Below are 21,730 nucleotides of genomic sequence, written 5' to 3' on the forward strand. Positions count from 1 at the left end.
GCGGCCTTTTTTTATGGCATAAATCGATAGCCGATACCGGTTTCGGTCAGCAAATGGCTGGGCTGCGTGGGATTCGCTTCCAGCTTCTGCCGCAAGTGCCCCATATAGATGCGCAAATAATGGCTGTGTTCCACCGCATTGGGCCCCCAAACCTGATTCAGTAATTGACGCTGGGTCAGCACTTTTCCGGCGTTGTTCACCAGCAAACTCAGCAGACGGAATTCAGTCGGTGTCAGATGCACTTCCTGTTGGTTGCGCAGTACACGGCGCGCCGCCAAATCGACGCTCACTTCACCAAATTTCACCACCGGTTCTGGCTGGTTGCTTTGATGGCGACGCAGCGCTACGCGCACACGCGCCAGCAGCTCACCTATGCCAAACGGCTTAGTGAGATAATCATCCGCACCCGCGTCCAGCGCATCAATCTTATCCTGCTCATCGCTCCGTGCCGACAGCACAATCACCGGCATGCTGCTCCACTGGCGTACTTCACGGATAAAGTCATTGCCATCACCATCCGGCAAGCCGAGATCGAGGATCACCAGATCCGGCTTACGCGTTGCCGCTTCAATCAGGCCGCGCTGCAGTTGCTCCGCTTCCACAATCTTCAGGCCTTCGCTCTCCAGCGCCAGGCGCACGAAACGGCGAATCTCTTTTTCATCTTCCACTATCAAGATGGTCGTCACGCTGCCTCCAGCGGCAAAAAAGTTAACGCATCACTTTAGCAATAAAGCGGCCCGGCGTCCGTCACGAAGTTTTTAACTTGAAAGTATCGTTTAATTCACAATCTTGTAACTAACTTTCATCACCACACAAATTGCTGAAAAAAAGCGCAAATATAGTGGTCGGATGAGTAGTAAAATTACACAACAACGGGTAATATCTGAACCAGATCACATTTCAACGCAATGTTTACCACAAGGGGGCCAAAGATGGATCGCGCATATCCACTGTATAAAATCGTACTGCGCCGCGTGCTGGTGGTAGCAATCGGTTTGCTGGCGTTGCCAGTGATGTTATTCCGCTCAGATCGCGCACGTTTGTACAGTTACCTGCATCGTATGTGGTGCAAAACCAGCACGAAACCCGTCTGGCTGGCGCAGTCTGAAGCGGCTGCCGGCATTCACTGGTAAGCGAATTTAGCGCAGTATTAACCCGGCGACTTCACGTGAAGCGCCGGGTTTTTTATCGATAATTTTCACGCCCACCGCGCGTTCCCGCTGTTATCTCCGCGCATTTCAGCTACACTTAAAACCTCTACAAGATTTATGAGGTTGTACAAGTATGAGCGAGAAAATTCCTGTTGGTATCAGCGCTTGCCTGCTCGGGGATAACGTCCGATTTGATGGTGGCCATAAACGTTTTGCTTTCGCCACGGACGAACTCGTGCCATTTGTGCGCTTTGAACCTGTATGTCCCGAAATGGCGATTGGCTTACCGACGCCACGTCCGGCTTTGCGCCTGGTAAAAGAGAGCGATGAAAACATCCATCTCTGTTTCAGCAAAGATGGCGGCGAAGAGGTGACGGAAAAGATGCAGCGCTGGTCCGCCGAACGCGTGAAGTCGTTACATCATCTGTGCGGCTACATCCTCTGTGCCAAATCCCCTAGCTGTGGGCTGGAACGTGTCCGCGTTTACGAGCCTGAAACCAACAACAATCGTAAAGCGGGCACCGGCATGTTTACCGCATTTTTACAGAAAGAGATGCCATGGCTGCCGCTGGAAGAGGATGGTCGTCTGCATGACGACGCTATCCGCGAAAACTTTATCGGCCGCGTCTATGCGCTGCACGAATTCAACGAAATGTGGCGCAGCGGATTATCGCGCCACAAGCTGATGGCCTTCCATAGTCGCTACAAATTATTGCTGCTATCTCATGCGCAGGACGAATATCGCGAGATGGGCCGCTTTGTCGCGGCGATGGACCAGTGGGATTCGCTGGAGGATTACGCTTTTGAGTACCGCAGTCGTCTGATGCACCTGATGTCACATCAGGCATCACGACGCAATCACACTAACGTGCTGATGCATGTACAAGGCTACTTCCGTCCGCAGTTGAGTTCGCCGCAGCGTCAGGAGCTGGCGCAACTGATTGATCGTTATCGTCAGGGCGTACAGCCGCTGTTAGCACCGATCACCATGCTGAAACACTACATGGCGGAATACCCGCATCCGTGGCTGGCACAGCAGCGCTATTTTGATCCTTATCCGGAAGCGCTGCGTTTGCGCTACGGCCAATAATTTCGGGGCTTTATGACCACCCATTTAGTTTGGTTGCGCAACGATCTGCGCATCAATGACAACATGGCGCTGGCCGCTGCCTGCCGCGATAGCCAGGCCAATGTGATGGCGCTGTTTATCGCTACACCGCAGCAGTGGCAGCAGCACCATATGGCGCCAAAGCAGGCGGCGTTCATCCAGCAAAATCTCAGTTTGTTGCAGGCATCGCTGGCCGAACGCGGCATTCCTTTGCACTACCATCAGTGTGATGACTTTGCCGCTTCGATTGATTATCTGGCGGAATTTTGCCAACAGCAACGGGTTGATGCGCTGTTCTACAACTATCAGTACGAAATCAACGAACGAGAACGCGATGTGCAGGCGGAGAAACGTCTGGATGCGCAGAGCGTGATTTGTCAGGGATTCGACGACAGCCTGCTGTTGCCGCCGGGCAGCGTGCAAACCGGCAGCAACACCATGTTCAAGGTATTCACGCCGTTCAGCAGAGCTTTTGTTCGTCGCCTGCACCAGGGCTTGCCTGAGTGCTATCACGCGCCGAAAGCGCGTGACGGCGCGCCCATCAGTATCAAAAAGAAGATCCCCGCCTTTGATTATCCCTGTGAAGCCTTTGATGAAACCGTGTTTCCGGCGGGTGAAGAGGCCGCATTAAAACAGCTGCGCCACTTCGCCAAACAGGCGGTGCAACATTATCCGGATCAACGTGATTTGCCGGCCATTGACGGTACCAGCCGGTTATCGGCCTATCTGGCGATTGGCGTGCTGTCGCCGCGCCAATGTCTTCATCGCGTGCTCAAAGAGCATCCCGATGCGCTTAACGAGGGCAAGGCCTTTACCTGGCTGAACGAACTGATCTGGCGCGAATTCTATCGTCATCTGATGGTGGCGTTTCCGGCGCTATGTAAGCATCAGCCGTTTGTTGACTGGACGCGCAACGTGGATTGGCAGCGAAACGACGCACATCTCACAGCCTGGCAACAGGGCAAAACCGGTTATCCGATTGTTGATGCGGCGATGCGCCAGCTCAACACTCTCGGCTGGATGCATAATCGCTTGCGCATGATTACCGCCAGTTTCCTGGTGAAGGATCTGCTGATCGACTGGCGTGAAGGTGAGCGTTATTTCATGCAGCAGCTGATCGATGGCGATCTGGCCGCCAACAATGGCGGCTGGCAGTGGGCCGCGTCAACTGGCACCGATGCCGCGCCCTATTTTCGTATCTTCAATCCCACCACGCAGGGCGAGCGCTTCGATAAACAGGGCGAGTTTATTCGTCAGTGGCTGCCGGAACTCAGCGACGTGCCCGACAGCGATATCCATCAGCCGCAAGTGTGGGCGCAGAAAAATAACAAGAAACTCGATTATCCCGCGCCAATCGTAGAACATAAGGACGCACGTAAAAAGACACTAGACGCCTTTGAGCGCGCTCGCAGCGCGGCTTAAGGCGGTCAGGGAGCCGTAATGAATAATGTCGAGTTAGAACAGATCGTTAACCAGCAGCTGAATAACAGCGCCTTCAGCGATTACGCGCCGAACGGTTTGCAGGTGGAAGGGCGCGCCGAGGTGAAAACCATCATCACTGGCGTAACCGCGTGTCAGGCGCTGCTGGACGAGGCGGTGAAGCGCAACGCCGATGCGGTGCTGGTGCATCACGGTTACTTCTGGAAAAGCGAAGCGCCGGTGATTAAAGGCATGAAGCGCCAGCGTCTGCGCACGCTGCTGGCCAATGATATCAATTTGTATGGCTGGCATCTGCCGCTGGATGCCCATCCGGAGTTGGGTAATAACGCGCAGCTGGCGCGTCTGTTTGATATTGCAGTGAAAGGCGAGATTCAGCCGCTGGTGCCGTGGGGCGAGCTGGCACAACCACTGAGTGGCGCGGCGCTGGCGGAAAAAATTGCCCAACGTTTAGGTCGCACACCGCTGCACTGTGGTGATAACGCGCCGGCATTGATCAAGCGCGTTGCCTGGTGCAGCGGCGGCGGTCAGGGCTTTATCGATAGCGCGGCAGCCTTTGGCGTCGATGCCTTTATTACCGGCGAAGTCTCCGAGCAAACCATCCACAGCGCGCGCGAACAAGGTTTGCACTTCTATGCCGCCGGACACCACGCGACCGAACGCGGCGGCATCAAGGCGCTGGGCGAATGGTTAGCTGCCCATCATGGCCTTGATGTGACCTTTATCGACATCGACAATCCGGCCTGATTTCTCCCCTCTCACGCCCTTAACCTGCGTTAAGGGCGCAAATCTGTTGACACATCTCTGTCACTTTCGCATAACTTATGGCCTTTACGCATAAACGAGAAGTTCGTTCGCTATGAATGGCGATCCTGCAACATTCGTTCTGCGACATGAAGACTTTTACCAGGAGGTTGTTTTTGCAACGAGCACGTTGTTATCTGCTAGGTGAGCGCGCGGTGGTGCTGGAACTGGAGCCACCGGTTTCGTTGACCAGCCAGCAGCGCATCTGGGGATTGTGTCAGCGACTGCAGCAAAACGAGCAGGTTGAGGAAGTGATTCCTGGCATGAACAACCTGACGTTGCTGCTGCGCGATCCGCAACGCAATGCATTGGACGCGATTGAGCGTTTACAGCGTTGGTGGGAAGAGAGCGAAGCGCAGCTGCCGGAATCGCGCCGCGTCGAGATTCCAGTTGTGTACGGCGGCGCAGGCGGGCCGGATCTGCAGGAGGTGGCGGAACGCGCCAACATGACGCCCAGGCAAGCGGTAGAACTGCACAGCAGCATCGATTACGTGGTCTATTTTATCGGCTTTCAGCCTGGTTTTCCTTATCTCGGTGGCCTGGATGAGCGTTTACACACGCCGCGCCGCGCTGAACCGCGCGTACTGGTGCCGAGCGGCTCGGTGGGCATCGGCGGCAGCCAAACCGGCATCTATCCCTTAGCCGCGCCCGGCGGCTGGCAACTGATTGGCCATACGCCGCTCAGCCTGTTCGACCCGCTTCAGCATCCGCCGACACTGTTACGCCCCGGCGATAGCGTGCGTTTTGTGCCGCAGCAGGAGGGCGTATGTTGAAAATTCTCCGCGCGGGCATGATGACCTCGCTGCAAGACCACGGCCGCACCGGCTTCCGCCAATATGGCATCAGCGTGGGCGGCGCGCTCGATCAACCGGCAATGCGCACCGCCAATATGCTGGTGGGCAACCCCGAGCAGAGCGCGGTGCTGGAAATAGTGCTGGGACAATTTAAAACGCAGTTTACCCGTGATGGCTGGTTTGCGTTGACGGGCGCGGGCTGCAATGCCGATCTGGATGGCAAACCGGTCTGGACCGGCTGGCGTCTGCCGGTGAAAAAAGGGCAGGTGCTGACGCTGGCAACGCCAACGCGCGGCATGCGCAGTTATCTGGCGGTCAACGGTGGTTTTGCCGTGCCGGACATGCTCGGTTCGGTCAGTACCGATCTCAAGGCAGCTTTTGGCGGCTGGCAGGGACGTAAACTGCAGGATGGCGACGAGCTGCCGTTGGGTAAACCGACGCGCGACTTCAAAGATAAAGCCGGCGTGCGTCAACTGCTGTGGGGCAACCGCATCCGCGCCTTAGCGGGCCCGGAATATAACGAGTTCTCGCGTGAGGCCCAGCAGGGTTTCTGGCGCAGCCCGTGGAAGCTCAGTCCGCAAAGTAATCGCATGGGTTATCGCCTGCAGGGACGTCAACTGCATCGCGATGCAACGCGCGATTTGCTGTCGCACGGTTTAGTGCCCGGCGTGGTACAGGTGCCGCCCAATGGTCAACCGATTGTGTTGATGGCGGATGCACAAACCACCGGCGGCTATCCGCGCATTGCCTGCATCATCGAAGCCGATCTTTATCATCTGGCGCAAATTCGTCTCGGCGAACCGATTCACTTTATCCACTGCACGCTGGAAGACGCGATTCACGCCAAACAGCATCAACAGCGTTCCTTCGACCAAATAGCCTGGGGATTGGCCCATGAAGATTGATCTTAACGCCGATCTCGGCGAAGGCAGCGCCAGCGATCGGGAGCTGCTGACGCTGGTGAGTTCAGCCAATATCGCCTGCGGCTTCCACGCTGGTGATGCGCAAACCATGCTGCAATCGGTGCGCTGGGCGAAAGCGTCTGGCGTGGCGATTGGCGCGCATCCGAGTTTCCCCGATCGGGAAAACTTTGGCCGTACCGCTATGCAGCTGCCGCCGGAAACGGTGTATGCGCAGATGATCTACCAGATTGGTGCGCTGAAAAGCATTGCCGAGAGCGAAGGCGAACGGCTGGTACACGTCAAGCCGCACGGCATGCTGTACAACCAGGCGGCGGGCGATCCGCAACTGGCGGATGCCATCGCGCGCGCGGTAAAAGCCGTGGATAGCGGATTGATTCTGGTCGGATTGGCGGGCAGCGCGTCGATTGCGGCGGCGGCGCATCATGGTCTGCGCACCCGCGAAGAGGTGTTTGCCGATCGCGGCTATCTGGCGAGCGGGGCGTTAGTGCCACGCAGCCAGCCGCAAGCGATGATTGAAGATGCCGAACAGGCGCTGGCGCAAACGCTGGCGATGGTGCAGCAGCGTCAGGTGCAGAGCATCAGCGGAGAATGGGTCAAGGTTAACGCCGAAACCGTCTGTTTACATGGTGATGGCGCACATGCGCTGCAGTTCGCCCGCACGCTGCGCGCGGCATTTGCGACCAGTCAGATTGCGGTCACCAGCGCATAACGTTTTTACTCATTGCCCGGCATCACGCCGGGCTTTGTCTTTTCACATAAGGGAACAACATGGATAACGTGGTAAACCTCTGGCCGCTGCTGGGCATTGCCGCCATCATTCTGGGTTTTGTGCTGCGCTTTAACCCGGTGCTGGTGGTGATTGTGGCGGGCTTCGTCACCGGGCTGGCGGCGCATCTGCCGCTGGCAGACATTCTGGAAAAACTCGGCTCTGGCTTCCTCAATACGCGTAATCTGCCGCTGATTCTGCTGCTGCCGCTGGCTGTTATCGGTTTGCTGGAGCGTCATGGCCTGAAAGAGCGGGCGCAAAGCTGGATTGCGCAGATCAAAACCGCCACCGCCGGCCGCTTGCTGATCGTCTACCTGTTTGTGCGTGAAGCCACCGCCGCGCTGGGCTTAACCAGCCTGGGCGGGCATCCGCAAATGGTGCGTCCGCTGCTGGCGCCGATGGCCGAAGGTGCCACAGAAAACCGCTACGGTGATGTCCCGCCAGAGGTGCGCCATCGTCTGCGCGCCATGTCTGCAGCGACCGATAACGTCGGTCTGTTCTTTGGCGAGGATATCTTCGTTGCCTTTGGCGCGATTATCTTCATGCATAACTTTATGCAGGAATCTGCCGGTATCAGCACCGAACCGCTGCATATCGCGCTGTGGGGCATTCCTACCGCGCTCTGTGCTTTCCTCATTCATTCAGCTCGTCTGGTGCGTCTCGATCGCCAGCTGTCGCGTGAATTGGGCGCGTTAAACCAGCAGGCGCTGAACGCCAAAGGAGCGAAGTAATGTTCCAGCAACAATATTTGATGTGGCTGGCAGGGGTAATCCTGCTGGTGGTTGCCGTGCTTTCATGGCGTGACAGCGCTAACCCGCGCCGTTTTACCACCGGTCTGTTCTGGGCACTGTATGGCCTGATTTTTCTGATTGGCGACGGTGCTTATCAGCTGATGGGACAATGGGCGGGCGATGCCGAACTCGGCCGCCGCTGGTTGCATATCGGCGTGGGCGTGGCCGTGGTATTGATGGCGTTGATTGCTGGTTTCGGCGGCGTGCGTCTGGGTCGTTATCATCAGCGCAGCGATGAGCAGAAACAGGAGAGTGCCAAACGTCTGCACAACAAACTGTTCCTGCCAGCGCTGGCGATTCCACTGGTGACGGTGATTGGTGTGCTGGCGTTTAACCATATTCCCGGTTTGCAGGACAGGGTGTTTGGTCCCGGCAATCACGCCACGCTGGTGACGCTGTTCTCCATGATGATTGGCTGCCTGCTGGGCTGGTTGATCGCGTTGAAAATCACCCATGAAAAGCCGCTGCAGTCGATGCAGGAAACCCGTCGCCTGCTGGATGCGGTGGGTTGGGCGTTTATTCTGCCGCAGATTCTGGCCACGCTTGGCCTGCTGTTCACCAGCGCCGGTGTCGGCACGGCGATTTCGCACCTCACTGAACAATATCTGGCGGTGGATAATCGCCTGATTGCCGTCGCGGTATATGCGGGTGGCATGGCATTGCTGACCATGGTGATGGGCAATGCGTTTGCTGCCTTCCCGATTGTGACCGCCGGCATTGGTATTCCGATTCTGGTACTGCAGCACGGCGGCAATCCAGCGGTAATGGCGGCGATTGGGATGTTCTCCGGCTATTGCGGCACGCTGATGACGCCGATGGCGGCCAACTTCAACATCGTACCAGCACGCCTGCTGGAGCTGCCGGACCGCAACGCGGTGATCAAGGCTCAGGTGCCAACCGGTGTGCTACTGTTGGTAGTGAATATTTTCCTGCTCTACTTCCTGATGTTCTTGTGAGGTTGCAATGAAAACGGTGTTAATGACGGCGTTTGAGCCCTTTGGTGGCGAAAACATCAACCCTTCATGGGAAGCGGTGCGCACTTTTGACGGCAAAGAGATCGCCGGTGCGCGCATTGTGGTCCGCCAGCTGCCGGTGGTGTTTGCCACCTGCGGTGAAGTGCTGACGCGCGCGCTGGAGGAGATTCAACCCGATCGCGTGTTGTGCGTCGGGCAAGCCGGCGGCCGCGCCGATATTACGGTTGAACGCGTTGCGATCAACGTGGATGACGCGCGCATACCGGATAACAACCAGCAGCAACCGATCGATCAGCCCATCGAGGCGGATGGCCCGGCGGCTTATTTCTCCACGCTGCCGATCAAAGCGATGGTTGCCGCGCTGCGTGAAGTGGGTGTGCCGGCCTCGGTATCGCAAACCGCCGGCACCTTCACCTGTAACCACGTGATGTACAGCCTGCTGCACTGGATCCACACCACCAACAGCAAGGCGCGCGGCGGTTTTGTTCATATCCCGTATATGCCGGAACAAGCGGTGCACCATCCCGGCGTGGCCAGCATGGCGACTGCAAGCGTGATTCAGGCGCTGGAAACCTCGCTGCAGGTGATCCTGAGTACCGAAAATGATATCCGCGTCGTCGGTGGCGCTACGCATTAAAAGGAGTTGTTATGCCTGAGGGACCGGAGATCCGCCGCGCGGCGGATCAACTGGCAGAGGCAATGGTCGGCAAACCCCTTACCGATGTGTGGTTTGCCTTTCCACAGCTGAAAACCTACGAACCGGCGCTGATGGATGCCACCATCAACGCCTTCGAAACGCGCGGTAAAGCGCTGCTCACCCACTTCTCCAACGGTTTGACGCTCTACAGCCACAATCAGCTGTATGGCGTGTGGCGCGTGGTGCCAACCGGTACGCAGCCGAATACCACACGTCAGCTGCGCGTGCGACTCGCGACGGCGGATAAAACCATTTTGCTGTATAGCGCCTCGGATATTGAGCTGCTCAACGCCGATACCTTAGCAGCGCATCCGTTTTTGCAGCGCGTGGGCCCGGATGTGCTGGATGCCAGCTTAACAGTGGAAGAGGTGCGCGAGCGTTTGCTGTCGCCGCGTTTTCGTCGTCGCCAGTTCAGCGGCTTGCTGCTTGATCAGGCCTTTTTAGCCGGCCTCGGCAATTATCTGCGCGTGGAAATTTTGTGGCATGCCGGATTGCTGGCGTCGCATTGGGCGCAGGACCTCAGCGAACAGCAGCTGACGGCGTTAAGTGAGGCGATGCTGGCGGTGCCGCGTTTGTCATACGAGATGCGTGGCAGCATGAAGAAGTATCATGAAGAAGCAGCGTTTCGCTTCGAGGTGTTTCATCGGCAGGGGAAAAAGTGCCGGCGGTGCGGCGCGGTGATTGAGAAGGGCGTGCTGTCATCGCGGCCGTTTTACTGGTGCCCGGGATGCCAGTTGTAGCGCTATAAATAAGGCGGCCAGATGGCCGCCTTTCTCTTATTTATCCAGCGCCGAGGTGAATGGACGCTCGGTGTAACCGGTATACAGCTGACGCGGACGGGCGATTTTCATGCCTTCGTCGTGCATCTCTTTCCAGTGTGCAATCCAGCCCACGGTACGCGCCATCGCGAAGATAACGGTAAACATGGAAGACGGAATGCCCATCGCTTTCAGGATGATGCCTGAATAGAAATCGACGTTTGGATAGAGTTTACGCTCGATGAAGTACGGGTCGTTCAGCGCGATGTGTTCCAGCTCCATCGCCACTTCCAGCAGATCATCCTTCATGCCCAGTTCGTTCAGCACTTCGTGACAGGTATCGCGCATCACGGTGGCACGTGGATCGTAGTTTTTGTAGACGCGGTGGCCAAAGCCCATCAGACGGAACGAATCGTTCTTATCTTTCGCACGTTTAACAAATTCAGGGATGTGATCGACGGTGCTGATCTCTTCCAGCATGCGCAGTGTCGCTTCGTTGGCACCGCCGTGCGCCGGTCCCCACAGTGAAGCGATACCGGCGGCGATACAGGCAAACGGGTTCGCGCCTGAAGAGCCTGCGGTACGGACGGTAGAGGTTGACGCGTTCTGCTCATGGTCGGCGTGCAGAATCAGAATACGGTCCATCGCGCGTTCCAGCACTGGATTCACTTTGTACTCTTCGCACGGCGTGGCGAACATCATATGCAGGAAGTTACCGGCATAGGAGAGGTCGTTGCGCGGATACACAAACGGCTGACCAATCGAGTACTTGTAGCACATCGCTGCCATGGTCGGCATTTTCGACAGCAGACGGAATGCAGCGATTTCACGGTGACGTTCAATGTTAACGTCCAAGGAGTCGTGATAAAACGCTGCCAGCGCACCGGTCACACCACACATTACTGCCATTGGATGCGAATCGCGGCGGAAGCCGTGGAACAGTCGGGTGATTTGCTCGTGAATCATGGTGTGGCGAGTAACGGTGGTGCGGAACTCTTCAAACTGGGCTTGGGTTGGGGCTTCGCCATTCAGCAGGATGTAACACACTTCAAGATAGTTTGAGTGGGTTGCCAGCTGATCAATCGGGAAACCGCGGTGTAACAGAATACCTTCGTCACCATCAATAAAGGTGATTTTAGATTCGCAGGACGCCGTAGAGGTGAAGCCGGGATCGAAGGTGAACAGGCCTTGTGAGCCAAGGGCGCGGACATCAACTACATCTTGTCCCAGCGTGCCTTGCATCACGTCCAGTTCAACAGAAGTATTATCTTGTAGGGTTAGCGTCACTTTTTTATCTGTCATTATTTCGTCTCCATAGCGCCTTTAAGGTAAGGATCTTAGACACCAGAATAGCCTCCATGTTGCATAAAACCACAATCTTCCCAGCATCACTCTGCGGTAACGTTGGGCGTGCAGGGTTACAGAGTGAATGCTGAGCTGGGCCATTCGGTGGCATCGGGGCATGACATGCTGCACATCGAGGATGTTAAAGTTCCTGTCACGACATAACTTCTTGGTAACCAATAACCTGATGCTTTATATAACTTGTATTGGCAATGTTACATAACTTGAGCTTAGGGGAAAGTGTATCCCCATAACTTTTGTGCATCATAGGGCTTTAATGCGATTGTTTGTAACTGAAATGTTGATTCTTTGTCAAATCAGATAATTAAAAATGTATAAATTGTGAAATTCGTGAAGGTGATCACTGTTCAGCCTAAATGTGACCAAAGAGATTGTAGGGGAATTGTAATCAGAATGTGATCCTCCTATACTGCGGCCAGGTCTCCGGAACACCCTGACACCAGGAGCCACCCAGCGTTTTACCCGCTTTATTTAACACTGGATGTTGCTATTTTGGTGGCGGTTGCAGTCTGAACACACGCTGTGTCTCTGATGCAACTCAGGACCGGAGGAAGCAAAATAAAAAAGAGCTGTGTGGGCAAAACCGTGAAAAAACAAAGACCTGTTAACTTGGATCTCTCGACGATCCGGTTTCCCGTTACTGCAATATCGTCCATTCTCCACCGCGTCTCCGGCGTGATCACCTTTGTCGCTCTCGGAATTCTGCTCTGGTTACTGGGTCTCTCTCTCTCCTCTCCAGAAGGTTTCCAGCAAGCGGCATCCATCATGGATAGCTTCTTCGCCAAATTCATCATGTGGGGCATTTTAACTGCGCTGGCGTATCACGCTGTGAGCGGTATTCGCCATATGTTGGCTGATTTTGGTGTAACAGCAGAAACCCTGCAGGTGGGAACCCGTTCCGCGCAAGCGGCTTTTGTTATCACTGTCGTGCTCTCAATTTTGGCTGGAGTCCTCGTATGGTAAGCAATGCTTCTGCATTAGGACGCAACGGTATCCATGACTGGCTGTTACTGCGTGCTGCTGCAATCTTAATTACGCTCTACATTCTCTACATCCTCGGTTTTGTCGTGATGACAGGCACGCTGACGTATGACGTCTGGCATGGCTTCTTCTCGTCCGCCTTCACGAAAGTGTTCACCATGTTGACGCTGTTCTCGATTCTGATCCACGGCTGGATTGGAATGTGGCAGGTGCTGACTGACTACGTGAAACCTGTTGCAACCCGTTTGTTGCTGCAGTTTGTGATTGTGGTTGCGCTGTTGTCATATGCGATTTATGGAACCGTTGTTGTGTGGGGTGTGTAAATGAGTTTGCCAGTCAGAGAATTTGATGCCGTGGTGATCGGCGCGGGTGGCGCAGGAATGCGCGCCGCTCTGCAAATCTCCCAATCGGGCCAGACTTGTGCCCTGTTATCCAAAGTATTCCCAACCCGTTCCCATACCGTATCGGCGCAGGGCGGTATTACCGTTGCGCTGGGTAACACCCATGACGATAACTGGGAATGGCACATGTACGACACCGTCAAAGGTTCCGACTTTATCGGCGACCAGGACGCGATCGAATATATGTGTCATGTCGGCCCGGAAGCGATTCTGGAACTGGAACACATGGGATTGCCGTTCTCCCGTCTGGATGACGGCCGGGTGTATCAGCGTCCGTTTGGTGGTCAGTCGAAGAATTTCGGCGGTGAGCAGGCGGCGCGTACCGCAGCTGCGGCCGACCGTACCGGCCACGCCTTGCTGCATACGCTGTATCAGCAGAACCTGAAAAACAAAACCACCATCTTCTCCGAATGGTATGCGCTGGATCTGGTGAAAAACGAAGACGGCGCGATTGTCGGCTGTACGGCTATCTGCATGGAAACCGGCGAAACCGTCTATTTCAAAGCCAAGGCAACTATTCTGGCGACCGGCGGCGCGGGCCGTATTTACCAGTCCACCACTAATGCCCACATCAACACCGGTGATGGCGTTGGCATGGCGCTGCGCGCCGGCGTGCCGGTGCAGGATATGGAAATGTGGCAGTTCCACCCAACCGGTATTGCCGGTGCGGGCGTGCTGGTTACTGAAGGTTGCCGTGGTGAAGGTGGTTACCTGCTGAATAAGCACGGTGAACGCTTCATGGAACGTTATGCGCCGAACGCCAAAGATCTGGCGGGTCGTGATGTGGTTGCGCGTTCGATGATGGTGGAAATCCGTGAAGGTCGCGGTTGCGATGGCCCCTGGGGTCCGCACATTAAACTGAAACTCGACCATCTCGGTGCCGAAGTGCTGGAGTCGCGTCTGCCGGGCATCCTTGAGCTGTCGCGTACCTTTGCCCACGTCGACCCAATTAAAGAACCGATTCCAGTGATCCCAACCTGCCACTACATGATGGGCGGCGTGCCGACCAAAGTGACTGGTCAGGCGCTGCGCGTGAATGAGCAGGGCCAGGATGAGGTGATTCCGGGTCTGTTCGCCGTCGGCGAAATCGCCTGCGTATCGGTTCATGGCGCTAACCGCCTCGGCGGCAACTCGCTGCTCGATCTGGTGGTGTTCGGTCGCGCAGCTGGTGTGCATCTGCTGGAGTGTATTGAAGAGCAGGGCGAACTGCGTGAAGCCACGCCGGAAAATATCGATGCAGCGATGGCGCGCTTCAACCGCTGGGAAAATAACACCACCGGTGAAGATCCTGTCGAAATCCGTAAAGCGCTGCAGCGCTGCATGCAGAACAACTTCTCGGTGTTCCGCGATGGCGATGCGATGCGTGAAGGTCTGGAAGAGCTGAAAGTGATTCGTGAGCGTCTGAAATCAGCGCGTCTTGATGACCGTTCGCCAGACTTCAACACCCAGCGTATCGAGTGTCTTGAGCTGGATAACCTGATGGAAACCGCTTACGCCACCGCTGTTGCCGCCAACTTCCGTACCGAAAGCCGTGGCGCACATAGCCGCTTCGACTTCCCGGACCGCGATGATGAAAACTGGCTGTGCCACAGTCTCTATGTTCCGCAGACGGAAAGCATGACGCGCCGTGAGGTGAACATGCAACCGAAACTGCGTGCGGCCTTCCCGCCGAAAGCGCGTACCTACTAATTGCGGAGATCATCATGAGACTCGAATTTTCAATCTATCGTTACAACCCGGAAGTCGATGCCAAGCCGCGTATGCAGGAGTACACCCTGGAGTCGGAAGATGGTCGCGACATGATGCTGTTGGATGCGCTGATCCGTCTGAAAGAGAAAGACCCTACGCTGGCTTTCCGTCGCTCTTGCCGTGAAGGCGTGTGCGGTTCAGATGGTCTGAACATGAACGGTAAAAATGGTCTGGCGTGTATCACGCCGATCTCTGCGCTGGGCAACGGTTCGAAGAAAATTGTTATCCGTCCACTGCCAGGTTTGCCGGTGATCCGCGACCTCGTGGTAGACATGGGACAATTCTATGCACAGTATGAGAAGATTAAGCCTTTCCTGTTGAATAATGGGGAAAATCCACCGGCGCGCGAGCATTTACAGAGCCCAGCCGAGCGTGAGCATCTGGACGGTTTGTATGAGTGTATTCTCTGCGCCTGTTGCTCAACGTCGTGCCCGTCGTTCTGGTGGAATCCAGACAAGTTTGTCGGTCCGGCTGGCCTGCTGGCCGCTTACCGTTTCCTGATCGACAGCCGCGACACGGAAACCAATGCGCGTCTCGACAATCTCAACGATGCTTTCAGTGTTTTCCGCTGTCACAGCATCATGAACTGTGTGAGCGTGTGCCCGAAAGGCCTAAACCCAACGCGCGCCATCGGCCATATTAAGTCGATGCTGCTGCAACGCGGGGCGTAACAGAAAAAGTCACTCTCCGGGAACCTGGGTTCCCGGATGTTTACGGAAGCCTCTATAAGCGCGGTGCTGACCACGCTTATAAAGGTTCCCTTACGAGCCAGGCGCCGGTAGCGCACAGGTTCGTATCGCTGAACTCACTACGGCAAGCCGCGTAAGCGGTAAAAAATGAAACCTCATAAAAAGCAGATTAATGCTTAAGGGATCACAATGCAGAACAGCGCGATGAAACCCTGGCTGGACTCCTCCTGGCTGGCCGGCGCGAACCAATCTTACATAGAGCAGCTCTATGAGGATTTCCTGACCGATCCTGACTCAGTTGATGACATGTGGCGCGAGCTGTTCCAACAGCTGCCGGGCACTGGCGTGAAACCTGAGCAATTTCACTCCACCACGCGTGACTACTTCCGCCGCCTGGCTAAAGACGCTACGCGTTACACATCAACCGTGACCGATCCGGCAACCAACTCCAAACAGGTAAAAGTGCTGCAGCTGATTAATGCGTTCCGCTTCCGCGGCCATCAGCATGCAAACCTCGATCCGCTTGGCCTGTGGAAACAGGACACGGTAGCCGACCTCGATCCGGCTTATCACGATCTGACCGACGCCGATTTTCAGGAAAGCTTTAACGTCGGCTCTTTTGCTATCGGCAAAGAGACCATGAAGCTGGCCGATCTGTTTGCGGCGCTGCAGCAGACTTACTGTGGCTCGATTGGTGCTGAGTACATGCACATCAACAACACCGACGAGAAGCGCTGGATTCAGCAGCGTCTGGAATCGGTGGTGGGCCACGCGTCTTTCAGCAGTGACGAGAAAAAAGGTTTCCTGAAAGAGCTGACCGCGGCAGAAGGCCTGGAAAAATATCTGGGTGCAAAATTCCCGGGTGCGAAGCGCTTCTCGCTGGAAGGCGGCGATGCACTGGTGCCCATGCTGCGCGAGATGATTCGTCACGCGGGCAAGAGCGGTACGCGCGAAGTGGTGCTGGGTATGGCGCACCGCGGTCGTCTCAACGTACTGATCAACGTATTAGGTAAGAAGCCGCAGGATCTGTTCGACGAATTCTCCGGCAAGCACAAAGAACACCTCGGCACCGGCGACGTGAAGTACCACATGGGCTTCTCGTCTGACGTGGAAACCGAAGGCGGCTTAGTGCACCTGGCGCTGGCGTTCAACCCGTCGCATCTGGAAATCGTAAGCCCGGTAGTGATGGGGTCGGTGCGTGCGCGTTTAGATCGTTTGGCTGAGCCAAGCAGCAACAAAGTTCTGCCAATCACCATTCACGGTGATGCCGCTGTTATTGGTCAGGGCGTGGTGCAGGAAACCCTGAACATGTCGCAGGCGCGTGGCTACGAAGTGGGCGGTACCGTTCGCATCGTGATCAACAACCAGGTTGGTTTCACCACCTCCAACCCGAAAGATGCGCGCTCTACGCCGTACTGTACGGATATCGGCAAGATGGTGCTGGCACCGATTTTCCACGTTAACGCGGACGATCCGGAAGCCGTAGCCTTTGTGACGCGCCTGGCGCTGGATTATCGCAACACCTTTAAACGTGATGTCTTCATCGACCTGGTGTGCTATCGCCGTCACGGCCACAACGAAGCCGACGAGCCAAGTGCAACGCAGCCGTTGATGTACCAGAAAATCAAAAAGCATCCGACGCCGCGTAAACTCTATGCCGATCAGCTGGAAAGCGAAGGCGTAGCGACCAGCGAAGATGCCACCGAGATGGTCAATCTCTATCGCGACGCGTTGGATGAAGGCGAATGCGTGGTGCCAGAGTGGCGTCCGATGAGCCTGCACTCATTCACCTGGTCGCCGTATCTGAACCACGAGTGGGACGAAAGCTACCCGGCGACCGTGGAACTGAAACGCCTGCAGGAACTGGCGCGCCGCATCAGCAGCGTACCGGAATCGGTAGAAGTGCAGTCTCGCGTTGCCAAGATCTACAACGATCGTAAAGAGATGGCCGAAGGCAACAAAGCGTTCGACTGGGGCGGTGCAGAAAACCTCGCCTATGCCACGCTGGTTGACGAGGGGATTCCGGTGCGTCTTTCCGGTGAAGATACCGGTCGCGGGACCTTCTTCCACCGTCATGCGGTAATCCACAACCAGACCAACGGCTCAACCTACACGCCGCTGCACCATGTCCATAACGGCCAGGGTCAGTTCAAAGTGTGGGATTCCGTGCTGTCTGAAGAAGCGGTACTGGCTTTCGAATACGGTTATGCCACCGCAGAACCGCGCGTGCTGACCATCTGGGAAGCGCAGTTCGGCGACTTCGCCAACGGCGCGCAGGTGGTGATCGACCAATTCATCAGCTCCGGCGAGCAGAAATGGGGCCGTATGTGTGGCCTGGTCATGTTGCTGCCGCACGGTTATGAAGGTCAGGGCCCTGAGCACTCCTCAGCGCGTCTGGAGCGTTATCTGCAACTCTGTGCAGAACAGAACATGCAGGTATGCGTGCCTTCAACACCAGCGCAGGTTTACCACATGCTGCGTCGTCAGGCGCTGCGCGGTATGCGCCGTCCGCTGATCGTCATGTCACCGAAATCACTGCTGCGTCATCCGCTGGCGATTTCCAGCCTGGAAGAGTTGGCCACAGGCAGCTTCCAGCCAGCGATTGGTGAGATCGACGATCTCGATCCACAACAGGTAAAACGCGTGGTGCTGTGTTCGGGCAAGGTTTATTACGATCTGCTGGAGCAGCGTCGTAAAAACGAGCAGACCGACGTGGCCATCGTGCGTATCGAACAGCTCTATCCGTTCCCGCACAAAGTCGTGCAGGACGTATTGAAAAACTATGCTCATGTGCAGGATTTCGTGTGGTGTCAGGAAGAGCCGCTGAATCAGGGCGCATGGTATTGCAGTCAGCATCATTTCCGCGAAGTGGTTCCATTTGGTGCGTCACTGCGTTATGCAGGCCGTCCGGCTTCTGCTTCACCGGCCGTGGGCTACATGTCCGTACATCAAAAACAGCAGCAAGACTTGGTTAATGACGCGCTGAACCTTGGTTAATAAAAAGGAAAGAAAATGAGTAGCGTAGAAATTCTCGTTCCCGATTTGCCTGAATCCGTAGCGGACGCAACGGTTGCAACCTGGCACAAAAAACCTGGCGACTCTGTGAGCCGCGATGAAGTACTGGTAGAGATTGAAACTGACAAAGTGGTTCTGGAAGTGCCTGCTTCAGCGGATGGCATCCTGGAAGCCGTGCTGGAAGAGGAAGGCGCTACCGTCACTTCTCGTCAGATTCTGGGCCGTCTGAAAGAGGGCAACAGCGGCGGGAAAGAGACTGCGGCCAAAGCGGAAAGCAACGAATCTACACCGGCACAGCGCCAGACCGCTTCGCTGGAAGAAGAGAGCAACGATGCGCTCAGCCCAGCGGTACGCCGCCTGATTGCTGAAAACAACCTCGATGCCAGCCAGATCAAAGGCACCGGCGTTGGTGGCCGTCTGACGCGTGAAGATGTGGAAAAACATCTGGCGAAGAAAGCTGACGGTGGCAAAGCTGCACCGGCTGCAGCGCCAGCCGCTGCTGCACCGCAGGCCGCTGTGGCTAACCGCAGCGAAAAACGCGTACCGATGACGCGTCTGCGTAAGCGTGTTGCCGAGCGTCTGCTGGAAGCGAAAAACAGCACCGCGATGTTGACCACGTTCAACGAAATCAACATGAAGCCAATCATGGATCTGCGCAAGCAGTACGGCGACGCGTTCGAGAAACGTCACGGCGTGCGTCTGGGCTTCATGTCCTTCTACATCAAAGCGGTAGTGGAAGCGCTGAAACGCTTCCCGGAAGTTAACGCGTCTATTGATGGCGAAGATGTGGTTTACCACAACTATTTCGATGTGAGCATTGCGGTTTCTACCCCGCGTGGTCTGGTTACGCCGGTGCTGAAAGATGTTGATGCACTGAGCATGGCCGACATTGAGAAGAAAATTAAAGAGCTGGCGGTGAAAGGCCGTGACGGCAAGTTGACGGTTGAAGAGCTGACCGGCGGTAACTTCACTATCACCAACGGTGGTGTGTTTGGTTCGCTGATGTCTACGCCAATCATCAACCCGCCGCAGAGCGCGATTCTCGGCATGCACGCCATCAAAGATCGCCCAATGGCGGTTAATGGTCAGGTTGTGATTCTGCCAATGATGTATCTGGCGCTCTCTTACGATCACCGTTTGATTGATGGTCGTGAATCCGTTGGCTATCTGGTCGCGGTGAAAGAGATGCTGGAAGATCCAGCTCGCCTGCTGCTGGACGTCTAATTTCGCCGGGCGCGCGGTGTGAAGGCGCGCCCAAACTCATACCTGAATGGATAGAACATCATGAATTTACATGAATACCAGGCGAAGCAGCTGTTTGCACGCTATGGCATGCCAGCACCGACAGGCTACGCCTGCACCACGCCACGTGAAGCTGAAGAAGCCGCGTCTAAAATTGGCGCAGGTCCGTGGGTAGTGAAATGTCAGGTTCATGCCGGTGGCCGCGGTAAAGCGGGCGGCGTGAAAGTGGTGAACAGCAAAGAAGACATTCGTGCTTTTGCTGAACACTGGCTGGGCAAACGTCTGGTGACCTATCAAACTGATGCGCACGGTCAGCCGGTAAACCAGATTCTGGTTGAAGCCGCGACGGATATCGATCAGGAGCTGTATCTGGGTGCGGTTGTTGACCGTGCTACCCGTCGTGTCATCTTTATGGCTTCGACAGAAGGCGGTGTTGAGATTGAGAAAGTGGCAGAAGAAACGCCACACTTGATCCACAAGATGGCGCTCGATCCATTAGCGGGTCCACAGCCGTATCAGGGCCGCGAGTTGGCGTTCAAACTCGGCCTGACCGGCAAGCAAGTTAGCCAGTTCACCAAAATCTTCATGGGCCTGGCGACCATGTTCCTTGAGCGCGATCTGGCGATGGTTGAGATCAACCCGCTGGTGATCACCAAGCAGGGCGATCTGATCTGCCTCGACGGCAAACTGGGCGCGGACGGTAACGCACTGTTCCGTCAGCCGGAACTGCGTGAAATGCGCGATCCGAGCCAGGAAGATCCACGTGAAGCCCACGCAACGCAGTGGGAACTGAACTACGTTGCGCTGGATGGCAACATCGGCTGTATGGTGAACGGCGCCGGTCTGGCGATGGGCACCATGGACATCGTGAAACATCACGGTGGTGAGCCAGCAAACTTCCTGGACGTTGGCGGCGGCGCAACCAAAGAGCGCGTCACCGAAGCCTTCAAAATCATTCTGTCTGACGATGCAGTGAAAGCCGTGTTCGTTAACATCTTCGGCGGTATTGTGCGTTGCGACCTGATCGCAGACGGCATCATCGGTGCCGTGGCAGAAGTGGGTGTCAACGTGCCGGTTGTGGTACGTCTGGAAGGTAACAACGCCGAGCTGGGCGCTAAGAAATTGGCGGACAGCGGTCTGAACATCATTGCAGCAACCAGCCTGACAGACGCTGCACAGCGTGTTGTAGCTGCAGCGGAGGGTAAATAATGTCCATTTTGATCGACAAAAACACCAAAGTCATTTGCCAGGGTTTCACCGGTGGTCAAGGGACGTTCCACTCTGAGCAGGCGCTGGCTTACGGTACGCAGCTGGTTGGCGGTGTAACGCCAGGCAAAGGCGGCACAACGCATCTCGGCCTGCCGGTGTTCAACACCGTGCGTGAAGCAGTAGAAGCGACCGGCGCAACCGCCACCGTGATCTACGTTCCAGCGCCGTTCTGCAAAGACGGTATCCTGGAAGCGATCGATGCGGGCATTAAACTGATCATCACCATCACCGAAGGTATCCCAACGCTGGATATGCTGACCGTGAAAGTGAAGCTGGATGAAGCTGGCGTGCGCATGATCGGCCCGAACTGCCCAGGCGTGATCACGCCAGGCGAATGTAAGATCGGTATCATGCCAGGCCACATTCACCAGCCAGGCCGCGTCGGTATCGTATCGCGTTCAGGTACGCTGACTTATGAAGCCGTTAAGCAGACCACTGACATCGGCTACGGCCAGTCAACCTGCGTAGGTATCGGTGGTGACCCGATCCCTGGCTCTAACTTCATCGATATCCTGAAATTGTTCCAGGAAGATCCACAGACCGAAGCGATCGTGATGATCGGTGAGATCGGTGGTAGCGCGGAAGAAGAAGCAGCAGCTTACATCAAAGCCCACGTGACCAAGCCGGTTGTCGGCTACATCGCCGGTGTGACTGCACCGAAAGGCAAACGTATGGGCCACGCAGGCGCCATCATTGCCGGTGGTAAAGGTACCGCTGATGAGAAATTTGCTGCGCTGGAAGCTGCCGGTGTGAAAACCGTACGCAGCCTGGCAGACATTGGTGACGCGGTTAAAGCGGTTTTACCACTCAAATAAG

At 55.9% G+C, this 21,730-nt stretch carries 21 protein-coding genes; 19 read left to right on the plus strand and 2 right to left on the minus strand.

Features of this window, described 5'->3' with window-relative positions; translation table 11 throughout:
• Positions 1-11 precede the first annotated feature (11 nt).
• Positions 12-686, minus strand: a complete 675-nt coding sequence (gene kdpE / locus K5Y32_RS01690; RefSeq protein ID WP_137385375.1) for a two-component system response regulator KdpE — start codon at positions 684-686, stop codon at positions 12-14.
• A 246-nt stretch (positions 687-932) separates the two neighbouring features.
• Here kdpE and K5Y32_RS01695 point away from each other — a divergent pair, with 246 nt between their 5' ends.
• The 11 genes from K5Y32_RS01695 (at position 933) to nei (ending at position 10,185) form a co-directional block, all read left to right on the plus strand.
• Complete coding sequence (locus K5Y32_RS01695) at positions 933-1,133, plus strand: YbfA family protein (protein WP_008107019.1); 201 nt, start codon at positions 933-935, stop codon at positions 1,131-1,133.
• Between the two features lie 151 nt (positions 1,134-1,284).
• Positions 1,285-2,241, plus strand: coding sequence for a 2-thiouracil desulfurase family protein (locus K5Y32_RS01700; protein ID WP_101763228.1), 957 nt, complete (start codon positions 1,285-1,287; stop codon positions 2,239-2,241).
• A 12-nt stretch (positions 2,242-2,253) separates the two neighbouring features.
• The gene (gene phrB, locus K5Y32_RS01705) at positions 2,254-3,681 is read left to right on the plus strand and encodes a deoxyribodipyrimidine photo-lyase (protein WP_222181642.1); all 1,428 of its coding nucleotides are present in this window, start codon (positions 2,254-2,256) and stop codon (positions 3,679-3,681) included.
• A gap of 18 nt (positions 3,682-3,699) precedes the next feature.
• Positions 3,700-4,443, plus strand: coding sequence for a type 2 GTP cyclohydrolase I (locus K5Y32_RS01710; RefSeq protein ID WP_222181643.1), 744 nt, complete (start codon positions 3,700-3,702; stop codon positions 4,441-4,443).
• Between the two features lie 173 nt (positions 4,444-4,616).
• Positions 4,617-5,273 carry a 5-oxoprolinase subunit PxpB gene (gene pxpB / locus K5Y32_RS01715; RefSeq protein ID WP_222181644.1) on the plus strand — a complete coding sequence of 219 codons (657 nt, stop codon included), beginning with the start codon at positions 4,617-4,619 and terminating at the stop codon, positions 5,271-5,273.
• On the plus strand, positions 5,267-6,199 hold the full coding sequence (gene pxpC, locus K5Y32_RS01720; RefSeq protein WP_101763224.1) for a 5-oxoprolinase subunit PxpC: 933 nt from the start codon (positions 5,267-5,269) through the stop codon (positions 6,197-6,199). The genes pxpB and pxpC overlap by 7 nt, the downstream gene beginning before the upstream one ends.
• Complete coding sequence (pxpA, locus tag K5Y32_RS01725) at positions 6,189-6,926, plus strand: 5-oxoprolinase subunit PxpA (RefSeq protein WP_101763223.1); 738 nt, start codon at positions 6,189-6,191, stop codon at positions 6,924-6,926. The genes pxpC and pxpA overlap by 11 nt, the downstream gene beginning before the upstream one ends.
• Positions 6,927-6,985: 59 nt before the next feature.
• On the plus strand, positions 6,986-7,714 hold the full coding sequence (locus K5Y32_RS01730) for a DUF969 domain-containing protein (RefSeq protein WP_137385379.1): 729 nt from the start codon (positions 6,986-6,988) through the stop codon (positions 7,712-7,714).
• The gene (locus tag K5Y32_RS01735; RefSeq protein WP_222181645.1) at positions 7,714-8,730 is read left to right on the plus strand and encodes a DUF979 domain-containing protein; all 1,017 of its coding nucleotides are present in this window, start codon (positions 7,714-7,716) and stop codon (positions 8,728-8,730) included. The genes K5Y32_RS01730 and K5Y32_RS01735 overlap by 1 nt, the downstream gene beginning before the upstream one ends.
• A gap of 7 nt (positions 8,731-8,737) precedes the next feature.
• Entirely contained in the window at positions 8,738-9,385 is a 648-nt protein-coding gene (pcp, locus tag K5Y32_RS01740) for a pyroglutamyl-peptidase I (protein ID WP_101763220.1), read from the plus strand.
• A gap of 11 nt (positions 9,386-9,396) precedes the next feature.
• On the plus strand, positions 9,397-10,185 hold the full coding sequence (gene nei, locus K5Y32_RS01745) for an endonuclease VIII (RefSeq protein WP_222181646.1): 789 nt from the start codon (positions 9,397-9,399) through the stop codon (positions 10,183-10,185).
• A 36-nt stretch (positions 10,186-10,221) separates the two neighbouring features.
• Here nei and K5Y32_RS01750 read toward each other — a convergent pair whose 3' ends face one another.
• Entirely contained in the window at positions 10,222-11,505 is a 1,284-nt protein-coding gene (locus K5Y32_RS01750; RefSeq protein WP_008107361.1) for a citrate synthase, read from the minus strand.
• A gap of 594 nt (positions 11,506-12,099) precedes the next feature.
• Between K5Y32_RS01750 and sdhC the strand changes: the two genes are divergently transcribed.
• The 8 genes from sdhC (at position 12,100) to sucD (ending at position 21,729) form a co-directional block, all read left to right on the plus strand.
• Positions 12,100-12,531: a succinate dehydrogenase cytochrome b556 subunit gene (sdhC, locus tag K5Y32_RS01755; RefSeq protein WP_168197448.1), complete on the plus strand. Its 432-nt coding sequence runs from the start codon at positions 12,100-12,102 to the stop codon at positions 12,529-12,531.
• Positions 12,525-12,872, plus strand: a complete 348-nt coding sequence (gene sdhD / locus K5Y32_RS01760; protein WP_049850912.1) for a succinate dehydrogenase membrane anchor subunit — start codon at positions 12,525-12,527, stop codon at positions 12,870-12,872. The genes sdhC and sdhD overlap by 7 nt, the downstream gene beginning before the upstream one ends.
• Complete coding sequence (sdhA, locus tag K5Y32_RS01765; RefSeq protein WP_101763217.1) at positions 12,873-14,639, plus strand: succinate dehydrogenase flavoprotein subunit; 1,767 nt, start codon at positions 12,873-12,875, stop codon at positions 14,637-14,639.
• Positions 14,640-14,653: 14 nt separating this feature from the next.
• Positions 14,654-15,370: a succinate dehydrogenase iron-sulfur subunit gene (locus K5Y32_RS01770; protein ID WP_007890649.1), complete on the plus strand. Its 717-nt coding sequence runs from the start codon at positions 14,654-14,656 to the stop codon at positions 15,368-15,370.
• Between the two features lie 207 nt (positions 15,371-15,577).
• Positions 15,578-18,385, plus strand: a complete 2,808-nt coding sequence (sucA, locus tag K5Y32_RS01775) for a 2-oxoglutarate dehydrogenase E1 component (protein WP_110865741.1) — start codon at positions 15,578-15,580, stop codon at positions 18,383-18,385.
• A 15-nt stretch (positions 18,386-18,400) separates the two neighbouring features.
• A complete protein-coding gene (gene odhB / locus K5Y32_RS01780) occupies positions 18,401-19,627 on the plus strand; it encodes a 2-oxoglutarate dehydrogenase complex dihydrolipoyllysine-residue succinyltransferase (protein WP_101763215.1) in 1,227 nt (408 codons plus the stop codon).
• 60 nt (positions 19,628-19,687) lie between these two features.
• Positions 19,688-20,854 (plus strand): ADP-forming succinate--CoA ligase subunit beta, encoded by a 1,167-nt coding sequence (sucC, locus tag K5Y32_RS01785; RefSeq protein ID WP_007890646.1) that lies wholly within the window; start codon positions 19,688-19,690, stop codon positions 20,852-20,854.
• Entirely contained in the window at positions 20,854-21,729 is an 876-nt protein-coding gene (sucD, locus tag K5Y32_RS01790) for a succinate--CoA ligase subunit alpha (RefSeq protein WP_110865742.1), read from the plus strand. The genes sucC and sucD overlap by 1 nt, the downstream gene beginning before the upstream one ends.
• The last annotated feature ends 1 nt before the right edge of the window (position 21,730 follow it).

Origin of the sequence: Pantoea sp. DY-15, from assembly GCF_019795935.1 — a bacterium.
Taxonomy (GTDB): domain Bacteria; phylum Pseudomonadota; class Gammaproteobacteria; order Enterobacterales; family Enterobacteriaceae; genus Pantoea; species Pantoea leporis.